Source organism: Microbispora sp. GKU 823 (assembly GCF_002027145.1).
In the GTDB taxonomy this organism is placed as follows: Bacteria; Actinomycetota; Actinomycetes; order Streptosporangiales; family Streptosporangiaceae; genus Microbispora; species Microbispora siamensis.
On the sequence record NZ_MWJN01000004.1, the window covers coordinates 100,736 to 116,384 of the forward strand.

Sequence of the window (15,649 nt, forward strand, 5' to 3'; positions counted from 1 at the left end):
TGACCGCGCGCCTGCTACGAGCAGTTACATCACGCGGGCCTGACGATGCCGATGAACTCTCGCTCCCGGCTTGGCACGCCTGCCCAGGTGTCGACGCGCACGGTACTGCCGGTGAACGGCGCGTGGACCATGCGGGTCGCGTCGATCGCGATGCCGACATGGTGGATCGTCGCGGGATTGGCCGGATTGGAGGCGAAGAAGATCAGATCTCCTGGTCTTATCTGGCTTCTGGGCACGTGGACTCCGGCGTTCCACTGCGCGGAGGTGTCGCCGCCGATCCGGGCCCCGGCTCTCGACCAGGCGTATTCGGCCAGGCCGGAGCAGTCGAACCCTCGCGTTCCGGCACCGCGACCAATGCCGAAGCTCGGTCCGTCCGGCCCGCCGCCTCCCCACGAGTACGGGGTGCCGCGCATGCGCAACGCCGCCTGAACGGCGATTATCCCGCGCTCCGCTCCAGCCAGCGCCTCTGCCGGGATCTCTCCGGGCGATAGTTCCGCACACAGTCCGGCGGCGGCCGTGGACGTAGTTCTCCGGGGCTGCGCCGATCTCAGCTCGGACGCTGAGGGGCTGGGGTAATCACAGACCGCACTGGCCGACATGGCCGCATACCGCGCGCCTCCTGCCAGTCCTAGGAGGAGCACCACCCCTGCCACGAGGCCAGCGCCTGCGGCGAGGATCTTCGCCAGCGCGGTTTCTACGATCAAGGGCACTCCGCGGCAGGCTGAGGCCACTGATCGGCGAGTTCGGCCAGGCGCAGGCGGGCTTCTCGGCGGTTATAGGGCAGCCAGATGGGGCCCTGCGGGTCAGCTCCGGCAACGGCCGTCGCGCACGGCACCCCGGTCTGAGCCGCACCGAGCTGGAGCCGGCCGTGAAGGCTGCTCTCCCTTCGCCTGGAGGCGGTGAGAAACAGGACGGGGGTGGTGATTCCGGTGGCCGCCGTCAGTGCGGCGTAACCGTGCAGCTTGCCCAGCACCCGGTCGAGGGTCTCGGTGCCGGTGTCGTACTCGAGGAAGAAATCGACGGTGTTGCCGTTCTCGGTCCACCTGCCGTAGGCGTCGGGGCGGACGTGCTTGCCCCACTGGGCGGCACAGCGCGCCTCTGGCCACCAGGTCTCCAGGCGGCACCCGTTCGCCTGACGGGCGGTGCCATACAGGCGGGCGAAGACGTCGTTGACGCCGACGCTGTGGGCGAGGCGCTGGCTGTAGGCCACGGCAAGGGCGCGGTCGCGGCGGTAGCCGAACTCGCTCAGGTCGACGCCGTCCTCAGTGGCGAGTACGGCGGCGCCGGGTTCGCCGAGCACGTAGTGCCAGGGGGCTGAACCGACGGGTGGCTTGGGCCGGAAGCGGTCCAGGACGCCGATGCGATGCAGCCTGACCAAGCGGTGCCGTGCGGTGATCGGGTTGTCGAAAGCGATGCGGGTGATCTGGTGGCCGGTCAGGACCTTGTGAGTCCAGACCAGGCGCATCAGGTGGCGGTCGCGGCTGGTCAGCTGGGTGGCGAGCGAGGCCAGGACGCCGGGCGCGTAGTGCTCGTTCATGTGTTCTCTCCGTTTCTGGGCTGCTGTCGTGGGTCGTCGTGCGGTAGGACTTCGGGCTGGGTGGGGGTCCGGCCGTGGGCTTTGGCGGCGGCGGCGCGGACGCGTCGCGCCAGGGCGAGGTCGGGGGCGGGCAGTGGCCGGGTGCGCAAGGTGAAAGGCGGAGTCTCGGCAGAGCGGACGACCAGGCGGGCGGCGGCTTGGAAGGCGCCGAGATTGGCTAGGTCGTGCCGGGTCAGGTATGGGCTGAAGTGGTGCTCGACTTCGCGGGCGTCCTCTGGCGAGAGCGAGAAGTAGATCTTGTTGCGGGCGTCGGAGCTGACCGCCTGGCACAGGTCGCGGGGGAGTTGGGCCAGGTGCTGGTGGGCGAGCACCATCGACAGCCGGTAGGCGCGAGCCTCGGCGAGCATGTCCGACAGGGCGTGCGGGAGGTTCAGGAAGTTCTGCGTCTCGTCCACGTACAACGCAGACGGCGCGCGACTGCGACCGAGCCGGGCGCGGTGGGAGGCGGCCTGCCAGACCTGGGCCAGCAGAAGCGAGCCGAGCAGCCGGGCGGTGTCGTCGCCGAGCACGCCTTTGGGTAGCCGGGCGAGCAGGATCTTGCCGTCCAGGACGTCGCCGACGTCGAAGGTGGACTGGGCAGAGCCGAGGATGTCACGGACGAACGGGCGGAGCAGAAACGCCCGCAGCTTGTTCATGATGGGCGCGGTGACGTGTGCCTGGGCCTGCTCGGACAGGTGCTCGTACCAGTTCCAGAACCCCAGCAGGAAGGGATCGTTGAGGCGTTCAGTGAGCTGCTTGCGATAGAGGGGATCGGTGAGGAGCAATGGGATGTCGGCGAGAGTCCCGCCGTTGCGGGAGAGGGTGAGGGCACAGCCGCGCAGAATGTCGTCGCTGCGCGGGCCCCAGGAGTCGGCGTAGATCTTGTGGAAGATGCCGACGAGGTTGTCCACGAGGGTTTCCAGGTTCGGGCCGCTCAGCACGTTGAGTGCCGGCCGGGGTTGGCGATCGTCCGGGTCGATCAGAGCGATGCGCTCGCCTGCTTCTTCGGGGATGAGACCGAGGAGGTCGGCGACGAGGTCTCCCTTCGCATCGACGACGGCGACGCCGCGCCCGGCCTCGATGTCCGACAGGATCATCTGGGCCAGAAGCGTGCTCTTGCCGGTGCCGTTCGGGCCGAGGACGTGCACATGGTGGCAGGAATCGATCACACGCAGAGCGACCGGCCGCTCGTGACCGGCGTCGGCCAGGCCGAGCACCTTCCCGTTCTGGGCGACCTGCGGCGAGGGAGCCACCGTGTTCGCTCCGGCTCGTTGAAGCCCGGGTACGGAGGGGTCCATTGGTAGATGCGCGAGTGCGGCCAGTTCGGAGACCGACAGGAGGTAGCCGCGTCCGAATCGGCGGGAGGCGAGGTGGCGAGCGGGGAGCGGGAGCCGGCACCGCTCCAGGTGATTGTGCCCGGAGAACAGGGCGAACGCCGAAGCGATCGCATGCGCGCGACCTCGGATGATCTTTCGGCGGGCCTTGCACGTTGCCCGGTCCTTGCCTTCGTCGCCGTGGACGGCGTAGCGGACCGCGACCTCGTATCGGGGTTGTAGGGCCTTGTCCCTCATGGCGCGGGCCTCGGCGTACTGCTCCAGACGGGCAGCGTGATCCTGCGCCCCATAGCTCGACTGGTGGTGAGCCCGAGCCGGGCCCGGCGCGAAGAGGTCGAGTCCGGCTCGCAGTAGGAAGACGAGAATGCTGCCGGCACCGCCGGAAAGGCGGCGACCGGTGGCGGGCCTGGCGAGGATCTGTACGGCGGCGTGCTGCCAGCCAGGCATGCCCACCGCGGCTCCGAGGAGGGCGCGGAGAGGGTCGTGGTCATGGTCGTGCCGGAGCGGCAGCCGCTCACTGCGTGCGATCACCAAGTGTCCGCCGGTGGCCTGCCCGCTGAGCGGTATCGGCGGAGCGGCCTCCACGACGGTGGTCCGGGCGGACGGCCACGCGGCTTCGATCGCGTGGTCCACCAGGTGCTGAGGGACTGTGCCGGGGACCCACATCCGGATCTGGACTCCGCCGGTGCCGAAGACGCACTCGAATGCCAGATGCGGCTGGCCGAACAGGATGCGCTTCCAGGCAGGGCGCAGGAGTCCGAGTAGGTTGCCCCACAGTGCCTCGGCACCCGCCATGTCTGCCGTGGGCGGGGCGAAGATCTCCACGCATCGTGCCCCGTTCGTCGCGGCGCGGTGGCGGAGCCGTACGACCAGGACGTGGGAAAGTTCGAGAGTGATCGCGGCGACCGAGAGCGCGAGAGCGAGCTGCCAGACGCGGCCGTTTACCCAGGCCAGCAGCCAGTCGATGAAGGCTTCGGGATCGTACAGCGGACCCTGAATCATCGTCTTCACAGGTCGTCCTCCGCGTACTCGGCGAGTTCCTGAGGGGAGGAGGTGACCAGGCGGTGTTCCTGCTCGCTGGCCAGGACCTGGAAGGCCACGCGGGACGCGCCGGAGTTCGCTGCCAGCAGGCCGAAGCCGCGCTCGGCGGAGAGCAGGAGGTGGCGTTCCCCGTCGGACAGGCCGAAGGCGTCGCTGACCGCGTCGATGGCCTGGGGAGCCTGCCGAAGCAGAATCTGGGTGGCGGAGTTGGCGATGATCGCCTGTCCGATGTCGGAGCCGAGCAGGTCGGCAGCGTCCTGGGTGACCACCGACAGCCCGGCCCATTGTTTGCGGGCCGCCTTCGCCATCCGAAGCAGGAACTTGGCGCCCTCGGGGTCCTTCATGAGCAGCCATGCCTCGTCGACCACGACGAGGCGCGGGCGACGGTTGCGCGGGTCGGAGACCCTTCGCCAAACGGCGTCCAAGGTGAGCAGGGTGCCGACGGCCTTGAGCTCCTCGGGCAGGTCCCGGAGGGAGAAGACGACCAGGTGGGAGTCGGGCTGGGTGGTGGTGTGTCCGTCGAAGAGCTGGCGGTGGCTGCCGGTTACGTACGGCGCGAGGCCTGCCGCTAGCCCGGCGGCCTTGGGGTCGTCGTCTCTGGTAAGCGCGCTTACCAGGTCGCTCATGAGAGGCGGGCGCTTCTTCCATGTGCGTTGGTCGAAGGTGATCCCGGCCTGCTTGTAGGTGGCGAGGATCGCCCGATCGAGTGCCGCCTTACCGGCGTGGTCCAGCGGCCCGCCGAGCATGACCGCGACCAGCGTGTGCAGGAAAAGCGACCGCCGGGTCAGCGGGTCCCCGTCCCGCCGCCCCTCAAGGGGCAGGTCGAATGGGTTGAGCCGGACGTTCGGCGCGCCCAAGTGGAGGTAGGCGCCACCGAGGGCCGTGCACAGGCGGGCGTATTCGTCTTCCGGGTCGATGACCGCGACCTCGACCCCGGCGTAGAGGGATCGCAGCGCTTCCAGCTTGGCCAGATAGGACTTCCCGGCTCCGCTGCTGGCGATGATGGCCGAGTTGTGGTTGGGCTGGGCGAATCGGTCCCAGGCGACGAGGGACGGGCTGGCGGCGTTGGCGCCGTACAGGACGGCGGTCGGTCCCAGTTCGGTGGTCAGGTCCGGGCTGGTGAACGGAAACGCCGCCGCGAGCGCCGGAGTGTCGAACGTACGGCTGATGGCCAGGTTGTCGAAGGCCAGCGGCAGCGAGGACACCCAGCCCTGAAGCTGTCGGAAGGTGACCTGCCGGGCATCCAGCAACAGTGACGCGGCCAGCGCTCGTACCTGTGCGCACGCCTCGTCCAACTCATCCTGGGTGGCCGCGTGAACGGTGAGATAGATCGAGACGCGGAACAACTTGGCCTGACCGCGCGCGATGCGGGAGGCGAGATCCTGGGCGTCTTCTGCCGCGACCTCCGCTCCGGGATCCAGAAGCCGGCCGTGCTGCTGATCGCTGCGCAGCCCGGATTCCAGACGCGCGAGCTGCTTGCGCAGTCGATCGGCGGCGAGCTGGGACGGGACCGGATCGACATGAAGCGACACGTCCAGGCGACCGGGGTAGGTCAGCAACGGCTCCAGCCAGCCGGGTGTGACCTCGCGCGGGTAGCCGCTGATGGCCAGGGTCGCGCACAGACCGCCACTCACTCGAAGGTCCCGCGGCCGGACCTGGATCGCGTCCGGGCCGAACCCAGTGGCGAGGGCCGTGCGCCTGCGTGGGAAGAGCTTCACCGGTGTTCTCCTGTCCTGATGACCTCGCCCGGGGTCGCAAGCTGGTCGGTGGGTAGCGGCAGGCCGGCGGGGTCGAAGCAGGAGGCGAGCAGCGCCCGTGTAGCCGGGGCGTCCAGCGGGCGGACGGTGAGTGCGCAGCCCGACAGCAATCGGGCGGCCTCCTCCAGGCGGCGCAGCGCCCGGGCCGATGCCGCGTCCCGGCCGCCCGTCTCGGCGCAGGGCTCCCGGACGACCAGCAGGACTTGACGGCGCAGCAGGTCGTGCCCGGCCGAAAGGCCGGTGAGAAAGGCCGCGTGCTCATGCGCCGCGGCCGTCAGCGCGGGGTGAGGAAGCGCACGAGCGTTGTCCACCAAGCTGTTGATCGTCTCGCTGAGGTCCACCGGCGCGGCACGGATGAGGATCTGGACCGGGCCGGACAGTGAGTTGAGCCAGCGGCCGAAACCTGAGACGAGGGCGTCCTGCTCGTCCGGTGTCCGAAGGGCGAAGCTGACCGTGGACACCTCCGCCAGGGCGGCGACCCCATCCGGCCCTAGATCGATGAGCCCTTCATCGGCCACTCCTCGCGCCGGAAGGCGCACCGGGGCGGGCCGGAGAGTAGACCTGGCGGCTATCCAGGCGGGAGCCGGACGAATGCTCCCTGATTCGGAGACCAAAGCCTTCGCGGAACGCTGGTGACGGAGCGCGGCCAGCACGTACCGGTCGAGACTCACACCGTCACGCCGTCCGATCGCGAGCAGGATGCCGGTCAGCGCGATCGGCAGGGCCCCGACGCCGTACGCCACCAGCGGCACGTGCTCTCCGACGAGCATGTAGGCGGCGTACAGCAGGCCTGCGGTGCCGCCGAGGATGGCCACCTGCCGGGCGGTGAAGCCGCCGACGATCCGGTCCTCCTGGTCCACATCGGCGGGGATGCGTACCGGCTGCACCCAGCTCATCGGTTGTCACCACCGCCGGACGGGCGGCCATGCCGCTGCGGCCCACGACGGCCAGGGTTCTGAGGCCGGTCGATGCCGCCGGGAGCCGGCGCACTGGGCGCCTGGACTGACCGCCCAGACGTCGATGGAGTGGATTGGGTGCGGAGCCAGTACATCTGCACCAGCCCTGCCGGGCCGTTGGCGTAGTAGGTGTCGCGCGGGTAGCCGTACACCGGCGTGGTGGGGGGAATCGGAACCGATGGCCGCAGCGGTGTCGCGTACTTGCCCTGACCCGGAGAACCGGACGGGGCATGCTTGACCGGGCCGGGCTGCAAGTTGCCAGGAGTGGCGGGACGGCGAGCCACCCCGGGCGCGTGGTGGGCCTGGCCGGTGCCGCCCCTGGCCGCGGAGACGGCGGTCGCTGTGGTGGCGGCAGCCGTACCAGCGGGACCTGCGGCGAGCGCGGGCAGTGCCCTGCTCGCCATGGAGAAGGTCGCACCCCTGGCCCTGCCTGAACCCCTGCCGCCGCGTGGCCCTCTGCCGAGGTGCAGAGCGTTCATGACCGGAGAGGTGAGCTTGTAGGCCAAGGCGTACTTGACGATCCGCGTGACCGTTGAGCCACGGCCGGCGGTCTGGGCGAACACGCGCCGGGAAACCCAGCCCGGGATGCGCACCAAGATGATCAGCAGGCACAGGACGAGGACAAGGTTGACGAGCTGCCCGGTCGGCATGAGCCCGAGCAGGAGACGGCCGTCCTGGTTGAAGAAGATCCGTACCGCCATGACCAGCGTGAGTGACTGAGCGACCTGCACAATCAACAGCCCCGTGAAGGCTCGCCACCAGAACCGGGCCAGCCCGTCGGTGTACGGCAGTGCCAGGCAGGCCAGTGCGAGCGGCGCGGCGACCACTAGCAGCACTATCAGCGCGGCCCGCATGACGAACGCGATCAGCAACAGGATCAGCAAGATGACCGCGACCAGCGCGAGCAGGATGTAGAAGATCTCCTGCTGCCCTGGGACGACAACCAGGAGGCGCAGGGTCGCCGCCGCGCGCCTCTCATCGAAGTCCTGGCCGAGCAGCGCGCGTGACAGGGCGTTGGCGAGTTCGATGGCCTTGCCGCAGATGCCGAAGCTGACGTTGACGGCCAGGACCGCGACGAACAGGCGCGGCAGGACCTCTTTGACTGTGTATCGGGTCTGGACCGTCCCATGCCCCATCGCGGTGATCGCACCGATCGTGGTCAGCAGGACGAATCCGGTGTTCGCGATGGCCGCGGTTGCCTTCCACAGGTCGAACACTCTGCCGTTGCCGGACACGTCCGGGGTCGCCAGCAGTGTGGCGGCCAGCACGTCCAGCAGCGGTTTGATCGCGAGCGCGACCAGGTTGGCGAACCAGGAATTGATCTGGCCGTTGATCCAGTCACCGATGCCGAACCCGAACCCGGGACTGTCCACCGGGATGTCGACTGGTCCGGACAGCGACGATGAGGGCGAAGGAACCGGCACTGGAGTGGCGCTCGCGGTTGCCGCGATGGCAACAACCGATCCCGTCACGACCAGCAGCACGGCCATACGTGGCAATGAGAGGCGTACGACTGCGCCCAGGCAGCGGGCCGGGGAGTCGCGGCAGCGCGGAACGAGGCGTCGGGCCGACTGATGTTGGCTGAGCCGGTGACCCGAGGCCAGGGTGAGGAGGCCATCGTTCTCACCCGACGACGCGCTTGAGGATGCTCACGAAGAGCGGAGCCAGCACGGCCAGCGCGTAGCCGAAGGCTGCCGCCTTCAACGCCCCCTTGGCCTTCTGAACCTCGCCGGGATCACCGCCGGCGATGAGGTAGCGAAGTCCGCCGATGGTCAGCATCAGCGTGGCCAGCGTCGCCAGCAGGCCGATCAGCCAGTTGCGTAGATTCGTGAAGACCGCGTTGAGATCCGACGGAGCGGCGGCCACCGGGGAAGCAGCGAAGGCGCCGGTTGCCACTGCGGCAATGACGAGAATGGTGATTGCCGTAATGGCCAGGCCCCAGACGGCGATCCCCCGCGAGGACGGTCTTCTGCGGCAGGGACAGCTGCCGCTGGGGTGCCGTACCGGGTGCCGCTGCCGGGCGGCGCGGTGACAGCGGGCCACGACAGAGGGGTGGTTGGGAGAGAACCGCGCGGAGCCAGGGGTTGTGTCCCTGCCTCCCTTCGGGTCGGTTGCTGTGTGCGCATCCGGAGTTCCCTGGCTCGCGCGGAAGCCGAGTGCGCTTCTCCCGGGGGCGAAGAAGCGATAGGGGGAAAGGCGGCGGGTTCGGATTCCTCCCGCCGGACGTTGATCAGTGGCAACTCGCGGCGGTTCTGCTGCCCGCTGACCGGGCCGCGGTCCCTCAGCGGCACGTCCTCAAGCCGCGTCAGGCTGATCAACTCAGCGTCGAGCTCGCTGAGTACACCTTGGGCCACTGCGTCGATCAGCACCAGATCGGGGTGGTACCAGGGACGCGGGGGAGGCATCGGCTCGCCGGCCGCACAGCGGCGCTCGGCCGTGGCCTCGATGTGACGGCGGGTGCGCTCACCCGCGAAGCGGGCTGCCTCGCACAGTCGAGCGCGGATGTGGGGCAGGGCGGTGTCCACACGATGCAGGGCTCGCAGGAAGCCCGCCATGATCGCGATATCGACGTCCACGGGGTCTCCGCGGACCAGGTCGCGGGTCAGCGCTATCGCGATCGTGCGCAGGGCCGGCATGGCCATGCCGATGGCCGCGACCGTCCAGGTCGAGCTGGCCTGTTGGGCGCGTGCGACCAGCTCCCGCCAGACGGCGTCCCGCGCCTCGTCGGTGATGGTCCGGCTGGTGAGCAGCACGCGCAACTCCCGAAGGCAGACCGCTCCCCGGGGCAGGCCGGGGGCGAGTGCCGTGCAGTCCAGGGACAGGGCCCCGGGACCGGTCGTCAGCAACCGGAATGACGTCTCCGCGGTGTCCAGGGGTGATTCGGTGAGGCGATGCGCGCTCATGTCGTGCTCCGGGTCGAGAAGGAGTTCGTGGTCTCGAAACCGGTGTACGCACCGCCTCAGAAACGGTTCAGAGAAAAGCTGGGTAGTCGCTCAGAAATTTCTCAGAGCCTCGGCATTCTGAGTAGCTCGGCGGCTTCTGAGCGCGACCTTCTGAGCTCAGCCGCCCGGCCTCTGAGTGGACTCTGAGGACGCTGCTTGCCTGGTTGCATGCCACTGGAGCCGTGTTCACGGCCTCGGCGGCCCGCATCCGGAAAACGTGTCCCGACAAATCAATGGAGAAAAGGAATGGCATCCAGAAGAACGCCGGCAGCGGCGGCCTAGCCACAACGGAAAAGCCACGTCTGGTGATTTCGCCGGTCGCGGTACAAACCGCGTGGGCGTTCACCGCCTGGACGCACCGCTACCTCGCCCCACCGGCCGCGGCGGAGTTCGTCATCGGTGTCCAGACCAGCGACACAACCCTGGTCGGCGTCGCCTTCGTCGGCAGGCCCGCCTTCTGGGCCTTCGACGACGGCAGCACGGCCGAGGTCGTCTGCCTGTCGACGGACGGCACGCCCAATGCCTGCTCGGCCCTGCTGGGTGCCGCCTGGCGGGCCGCGCGGGCTGAGGGCTACAGGCGCCTGATCGCCTACACCCGTGTCGACGAGCCCGGCACCAGCCTGTGCGCGGCCGGGTTCCGGCTGGTCCCCAGCCCGCTCGGATGGGGCACCAGCCGTTCCGGTCACGTCGCCCGCGTCCTGTGGGAGATCTCCGGAGGTCGCGCATGAGGAAACTGCGCGAGCCGTATTGGAGCGACGAGCACGCGGCGATCTACCACGGGGACGCGCATGCGGTGCTCGCCGAGATGGATGAGGGCTCGGTGGATTGCATCGTCACCAGTCCGCCGTACTGGGGCCTCCGCAACTACTGCGAGGGCCAGTACGGGCAGGAGCCCACGCCGGAGGACTACGTCGACACCTTGCGGGCCACCTTCGCCGAGGCTCGCCGGGTGCTCGCCGACGACGGCACCTGCTGGCTGAACGTGGGCGACTGCTACGCGGCCAACTCCGACGGCTGGTCCCGCGGCAAGCACTACAACCCGCGCCAGCCCGAGGTACGGCCGAAGGCCCGCCTGGCCGTGCCGCCGAAGAACCTGCTCGGCATGCCGTGGCGGGTCGCCTTCGCCCTGCAGGAGGATGGCTGGATCCTCCGCAACGCTATCGTGTGGAGCAAGCCCAATGCGATGCCGCAGTCCGTCCGCGACCGGATGTCCAACCGTTACGAGCTGATCTTCCTGCTTGTCAAGCAGCAGCGGTACTGGTTCGATCTCGACCCGGTCCGCCAGCCCTACACCGGCGACCGCCCGATTTCCAGGCGAGCACGAGCCGGGGGCAACAAGCCGAACAGCATCACGACGGCCTGGCCTCCGAGCGGCAAGTACGGGGAGGACTCGGCCGGCCCGCGGCACGGCGCGGCGATGCGGCCCACGGGTGAGCGGCATGCCGCCGCGCACCCCAACGGCAGGAACCCCGGGGACGTCTGGTCGATCCCCACCCGGCCACTGCGGGCGGCGCACTTCGCGGCGTTCCCGGTCGACATCCCGCTGACAGCGATTGCCGCCGGCTGCCGCCCCGGCGGCACCGTCCTGGACCCGTTCACCGGCAGTGGCACCACTGGTATAGCGGCGCGGCAACTCGGCCGGAAGTTCGCCGGTATCGAGCTCAATGCCGACTACTGCGAACTCGCCCGAACCCGGCTCCTCGTCAATCAAGACGGGGGCACTCCCGGCAGGAGGCGAGGGTGACTGAACGGTCACAAAGGGCCTGCTCAGAGTCTCTCGAACCAGCCTCAGCGGCGTACTCTGCAGGGCCCGGAAGGGCGAGTCGGGCAGCCGATCCTCTGATTACTGTGAATGAAGAGCCCCGACCGGCAGCCGAGGGTTCATCTGCACGGTCAGGGGCGGCAGAGCCGCAGCCGCTGACGATCGAATATCAGGTCGTCACGCTTTCCGGGGATCAGGGCAGAGGACTGCGGGCCACCCAGGCGCGTGCCATCTACAAGATCCTGCTCTGGATGACCGCTGAGGATGCAAGGGGGTAAGGCTGGTGGGCGGATGGGAGAGCAAGGCACGCGAGGACCCCTTCGACGGGCTACGTGTCGCTTGGTGCGGACGAACCTCGACCGAGGATCTACAGGACCCGACGCTCTCTCTGCCTCGTCAGCTCAGCAACAGCCGGGCGGCACTGCCGCCCGGCGCCCTGATCGTCGCTCATTTCTACGACATCGAGTCGGGCCGCAAGAACCTGGAAGACCGTGGCCACAGCACCGCCCACGAGCGCTTCACGATTCCTATTCCTCGGGATGGCGGAATTCAGGACCTGCTGGCCGAAGCCGCCCGGCCGAACCGCCGGTTCGACGCGGTCATTTGCGAGTCCATCGACCGGATCTCTCGCCGCACGTTCTACGGGACGAAGATCGAGCATGAGCTCGAACAACTCGGGGTCGCTCTCTTCGCGGCCGACGAGCCGATCACGCTCAACGGCAAACGCGCCACGGCCATCCTCACCCGCCGGGTCAAGCAGGGCATCGCCGAGTGGTACGCCGTCCAGATGATGGAGGCGTCCTGGGACGGCCTCCGCACCCACACCCAACAGGGCTGGAACATCGGGCGCCCTCCGTACGGCTACCAGGCGGAGAAGGTCCCACATCCGGTTCCGGCCAAGGCGGCGGACGGCAAGAGCAAGACCAGGTTGGTGCCCGACCCGGTGCGTGGCCCTGCCGTCACGCAGATCTTCGTATGGCGGGTGATGGAACGGCTGGGATATGGCGACATCGCCGACCGGCTCAACGCGGACCATGAGCGCTATCCACCGCCCGAGTCGCTGAACCCGAACTTCCGGGGACGTAATTCTTGGTCTCGGTCCGGGATCCGGGAGATCCTGCTCAACCCGAAGTACACCGGTTACATGGTGTGGAATCGGAAGGCAACCACCAGCCGCCGAGGCACGAACCGCAGCATGCTGAACCCTCCCAGCGCCTGGGTCTGGTCCGAGCAGCCGACCCATGAGCCTCTGGTCACCCGGGAGATCTACGAGAGCGCTCAGAAGGTCGGCCGGACGCGCAACACGTCGCGTTCCGGTGCTCAGCTCAACAGGCACTCGCAGGCGCGCCGAACGTACCTGCTGAGGTCCTTCGTCCATTGCGATCTTTGCGACCGGCGCATGTTCGGCCAGACCGAGACGCGCCGCAAGGCCCAGGACGCCTACTACGTGTGCCAGCCCGACCGTAACCATCATGGCCGGGAGGACCGTTTCCCTGGCCATCCCAAGGTCGTCCGCGTTCGTGAAGACCTGCTTGTTGACGCAGTTCATGATCTGTTTCAACGACGCGTCTTCGGCCAACAGCGGCATGAACTTCTCGCCGCCGACCTGCCGCAGAACAGCCGCCAGGCGGAGGAGGAGTGGGAGTCTCGGTGCCGTGCGCTCAAGAAGAGCATCACCGAGATCACGCGGAAGCAGGACAGGCTGATCGCTCAGATCGAGGACACCGACGCGGACGACGCGTTCTGCCAACGTCTGCGGGCCCGCTTCACGGAGCTGGAAGGCGAGCGCCGGACCAAGGCGGAGGAGCTTGCCGATGCCGAGGGGAGTCCGCCCGCGCGCGACCACCAAGCTGGCCTGCTCCACATGATCCCCATGCTGCAGACGAAGATCGCTGAGCTGCCCGAAGAGCTCCAGCGCGAGCTGTTCACGGCCTTCCATCTGGAGATCCGCCATGACGCCGGCCGTGGGGTGGCGTTGATCCGAATCACTCTGGACCACGAGACGATCAAAGGAGTCGCGGCGATGGCAGAAGAACTTCCCGGAAACGAAAACAGGCGCCTGCCGGAGGCAGGCGCCTGTGCCGAAGATTTGGTGAGTGCCCCCGGCAGGATTCGAACCTGCGGCACCCGCTTTAGGAGAGCGGTGCTCTATCCCCTGAGCTACGGAGGCGTGATGTGCACCAGTAAGCCTAGCGAAAGGTTGGGCCCGCTCGCGCCTCCCCTGGGGGTGTCGTTTCGGGGCCGCCGGTCATCGGCGGGCTGACCTGCGGTAAAGGCATGGCAAGTCGTCGTACGGCGGCCAGGGGAGGGTGGTTACCGTCGCTGGCCGTGACCGTAACGAGACGTGGATCCGCGCGGGGGCTGCGATCGGTGGTGCTCGTCGCGGCGCTGCTCGCGCCGGTGATCCTGGCCTCGGGCATGCTCATGGCCGACTTCAGCGGCTACGGGGAGCAGGTGCGGAGCGATCTCTCACGTGATGCGGCCGTACGCGCGGAACCGGCTGGGACGGCGGATGAGATACGCACCGGGACCGCGGGAGAGCGGGCTTCCGCCGGGACGCTCGGTAAGCGGCCGGTCGTGCCGCCGAATCTCGCGGACGGTCAGGAGGCCCGGAGGATCGCCGTGGTTCCGATGGCGGGGACGGTGCGGGAGCCCCTGCTGAACCCGACGCCGGTGCCCGAGCCGTCCGGTCCCGCGCGTCTCTACGAGGGGATCGTACGGATCCTTCCGATCGTCCAACCCGTCCGTGAGGTCGTTCACCGGGATGCCCCGAAGGTGAGTCGGCCGGTGGAGAAGCCGGAACCTCGCGAGGAGACGACCTTCACGTGTGCGCCCGAGTGGCGGGACACGTGGCTGTGGGAGCTCTGCCGGGAACGCGAGGGCCACCCCGAAGGCGGGCGATGAGCTGGAAACGCGCAAATGCGACGTGACCGGTCGATAGCGCTTATGCGAACCGGGGCTCGGGCACACAGGGCGCTGTAGTAACGTGCGTCCCTGACCCAGGTCACGAGTTCGCAAACGGGGGAGTCGATCGTGCCATCTCCTCGATCAGCCGGGCTGATCGCGGTCGTCACGGTGATGACTTCGCTGGCCGTCTCGGCGCCGTACGGCACGGCATCGGCGGCCCTGGCCGGCACCACGACCACGGAGGCCGCCGGAGAGAGCGCCGTGGCCGGCGTGCTCGACAAGGAGCCCACCACGCTGACCGAGCTGCGGCGGGAGGCTCAGAAGGCGTACAAGTCCATCGAGGACGCGAACAGGGCGCTGGTGGCGCGGCAGAAGAAGTTCGGCGCCGTGGAGAAGGAGCTGGCGACCAAGCTGGAGAGTCTCCAGCAGGCCACGGCGGAGCTCAACAAGCTGCGCAAGCCGCTGTCCGACCTCGCCTCGTCCATGTATCAGGACCCCTCGCTCGACGGAATCAGCCCGTTCTTCCGGGCGGGCAGCGGCACGGAGACGCTCCGGAGGATCGCCGACCTCGATCACATCGTCGCCGGGCGGAACAACGTGCTCGGCGACGCGGTGAAGCTGCTGGAGCGGCAGCAGCAGCTCGCGCAGGAGGCGCAGGAGCTCCGGGCGGCCAGCCTCCTGCAGGAGGCGCAGCTGAGCGCGCAGGTCACCGTTCTGCGCAAACGCTCCACGGCTCTGGTCCGGTCGCTGACCAAGGCGCTGATCAAACTCGGCGTGAAGATCGGCGATGGAACGCAGGGGGCGGGCGGCTGTGACCCGACCAGGATCAGTCAGGCGGAGCAGTATCCGAACGGCCTGCTGCCCAAGAACATCCTGTGCCCCCTGCCGCAGGCCGGAGAGGAACTGCGGGCGGACGCGGCGATCGCCTTCGCCGATCTCAACATCGCCTACAAGAAGCGCTTCGGCACCTCGATGTGCATCTCCGACAGCTATCGCAGCCTGAGCGAGCAGCAGTCCATCTACTACCGGCGGCCCGGCTTCGCGGCCACGCCGGGAAAGAGCAACCACGGCCTGGGGCTCGCCGTCGACCTGTGCGGCGGAGTGCAGAACTTCCGTTCCGTTCAGTTCAACTGGCTGGAGGCCAACAGCAAGCGGTATGGCTGGATGCACCCCGACTGGGCGTATCACAGCCCCTTCGAGCCCTGGCACTGGGAGTACGACCCCAAGCTCGGCTCCCAGCTCTGACATACACACGCAGGCCGACCTGTGCCGCCATCGAGGAGCGGCACGGACGGATCCTCGGCGCCGGGCGCTACGCCGGGTTCAAGGAGATGCTCCAGCAGGTCATGCCTGATCGGCGTTCTCCGCCGCCCG

The 15,649-nt window shown here is 68.5% G+C and carries 11 protein-coding genes, 1 tRNA gene and 1 pseudogene; 5 read left to right on the forward strand and 8 right to left on the reverse strand.

Annotated features, from left to right (window positions below; translation table 11 throughout):
* Nucleotides 1-29: 29 nt before the first annotated feature.
* From B1L11_RS47895 to B1L11_RS04000, 7 genes are all read right to left on the reverse strand, one after another.
* Nucleotides 30-413 carry a C40 family peptidase gene (locus B1L11_RS47895; RefSeq protein ID WP_218670888.1) on the reverse strand — a complete coding sequence of 128 codons (384 nt, stop codon included), beginning with the start codon at nt 411-413 and terminating at the stop codon, nt 30-32.
* A gap of 287 nt (nt 414-700) precedes the next feature.
* Nucleotides 701-1,537, reverse strand: coding sequence for a replication-relaxation family protein (locus tag B1L11_RS03975; RefSeq protein WP_079313216.1), 837 nt, complete (start codon nt 1,535-1,537; stop codon nt 701-703).
* Nucleotides 1,534-3,912, reverse strand: coding sequence for a type IV secretory system conjugative DNA transfer family protein (locus B1L11_RS03980; protein WP_256862208.1), 2,379 nt, complete (start codon nt 3,910-3,912; stop codon nt 1,534-1,536). Before B1L11_RS03980 ends, B1L11_RS03975 begins: the two co-directional genes overlap by 4 nt.
* 5 nt (nt 3,913-3,917) lie before the next feature.
* Nucleotides 3,918-5,669 carry a VirB4 family type IV secretion system protein gene (locus B1L11_RS03985; RefSeq protein ID WP_079313218.1) on the reverse strand — a complete coding sequence of 584 codons (1,752 nt, stop codon included), beginning with the start codon at nt 5,667-5,669 and terminating at the stop codon, nt 3,918-3,920.
* Entirely contained in the window at nt 5,666-6,604 is a 939-nt protein-coding gene (locus B1L11_RS03990; RefSeq protein WP_079313219.1) for a PrgI family protein, read from the reverse strand. Before B1L11_RS03990 ends, B1L11_RS03985 begins: the two co-directional genes overlap by 4 nt.
* A complete protein-coding gene (locus tag B1L11_RS03995; RefSeq protein ID WP_143736918.1) occupies nt 6,601-8,154 on the reverse strand; it encodes a conjugal transfer protein TrbL family protein in 1,554 nt (517 codons plus the stop codon). The genes B1L11_RS03990 and B1L11_RS03995 overlap by 4 nt, the downstream gene beginning before the upstream one ends.
* A 133-nt stretch (nt 8,155-8,287) precedes the next feature.
* The gene (locus tag B1L11_RS04000; protein WP_256862198.1) at nt 8,288-8,560 is read right to left on the reverse strand and encodes a hypothetical protein; all 273 of its coding nucleotides are present in this window, start codon (nt 8,558-8,560) and stop codon (nt 8,288-8,290) included.
* A 1,351-nt stretch (nt 8,561-9,911) separates the two neighbouring features.
* Here B1L11_RS04000 and B1L11_RS04010 point away from each other — a divergent pair.
* The 3 genes and pseudogenes from B1L11_RS04010 to B1L11_RS54510 all read left to right on the forward strand — a co-directional run.
* Nucleotides 9,912-10,334, forward strand: a complete 423-nt coding sequence (locus B1L11_RS04010; RefSeq protein ID WP_143736920.1) for an XF1762 family protein — start codon at nt 9,912-9,914, stop codon at nt 10,332-10,334.
* Nucleotides 10,331-11,350, forward strand: a complete 1,020-nt coding sequence (locus B1L11_RS04015) for a site-specific DNA-methyltransferase (RefSeq protein WP_079313223.1) — start codon at nt 10,331-10,333, stop codon at nt 11,348-11,350. Before B1L11_RS04010 ends, B1L11_RS04015 begins: the two co-directional genes overlap by 4 nt.
* 301 nt (nt 11,351-11,651) lie before the next feature.
* A pseudogene (locus B1L11_RS54510) lies at nt 11,652-12,596 on the forward strand (recombinase family protein); the annotation flags it as partial.
* A gap of 869 nt (nt 12,597-13,465) precedes the next feature.
* Here the strand turns inward: B1L11_RS54510 and B1L11_RS04025 are convergent.
* A tRNA-Arg gene (locus tag B1L11_RS04025) sits at nt 13,466-13,538 on the reverse strand.
* A gap of 158 nt (nt 13,539-13,696) precedes the next feature.
* Here B1L11_RS04025 and B1L11_RS04030 point away from each other — a divergent pair.
* Both B1L11_RS04030 and B1L11_RS04035 read left to right on the forward strand, forming a co-directional pair.
* Nucleotides 13,697-14,272: a hypothetical protein gene (locus tag B1L11_RS04030; RefSeq protein ID WP_143736922.1), complete on the forward strand. Its 576-nt coding sequence runs from the start codon at nt 13,697-13,699 to the stop codon at nt 14,270-14,272.
* Between the two features lie 129 nt (nt 14,273-14,401).
* A complete protein-coding gene (locus B1L11_RS04035) occupies nt 14,402-15,520 on the forward strand; it encodes a D-alanyl-D-alanine carboxypeptidase family protein (protein WP_143736924.1) in 1,119 nt (372 codons plus the stop codon).
* Nucleotides 15,521-15,649 lie beyond the last annotated feature (129 nt).

Bases quoted from the DNA above. Each gene is read 5' to 3' on its own strand.
- B1L11_RS03980 (WP_256862208.1), bottom strand. From the start codon at position 3,912: ATGATTCAGGGTCCGCTGTACGATCCCGAAGCCTTCATCGACTGGCTG.
- B1L11_RS47895 (WP_218670888.1), bottom strand. From the start codon at position 413: ATGCGCGGCACCCCGTACTCGTGGGGAGGCGGCGGGCCGGACGGACCG.
- B1L11_RS03975 (WP_079313216.1), bottom strand. From the start codon at position 1,537: ATGAACGAGCACTACGCGCCCGGCGTCCTGGCCTCGCTCGCCACCCAG.
- B1L11_RS04015 (WP_079313223.1), top strand. From the start codon at position 10,331: ATGAGGAAACTGCGCGAGCCGTATTGGAGCGACGAGCACGCGGCGATC.
- B1L11_RS03990 (WP_079313219.1), bottom strand. From the start codon at position 6,604: ATGAGCTGGGTGCAGCCGGTACGCATCCCCGCCGATGTGGACCAGGAG.
- B1L11_RS03995 (WP_143736918.1), bottom strand. From the start codon at position 8,154: ATGGCCGTGCTGCTGGTCGTGACGGGATCGGTTGTTGCCATCGCGGCA.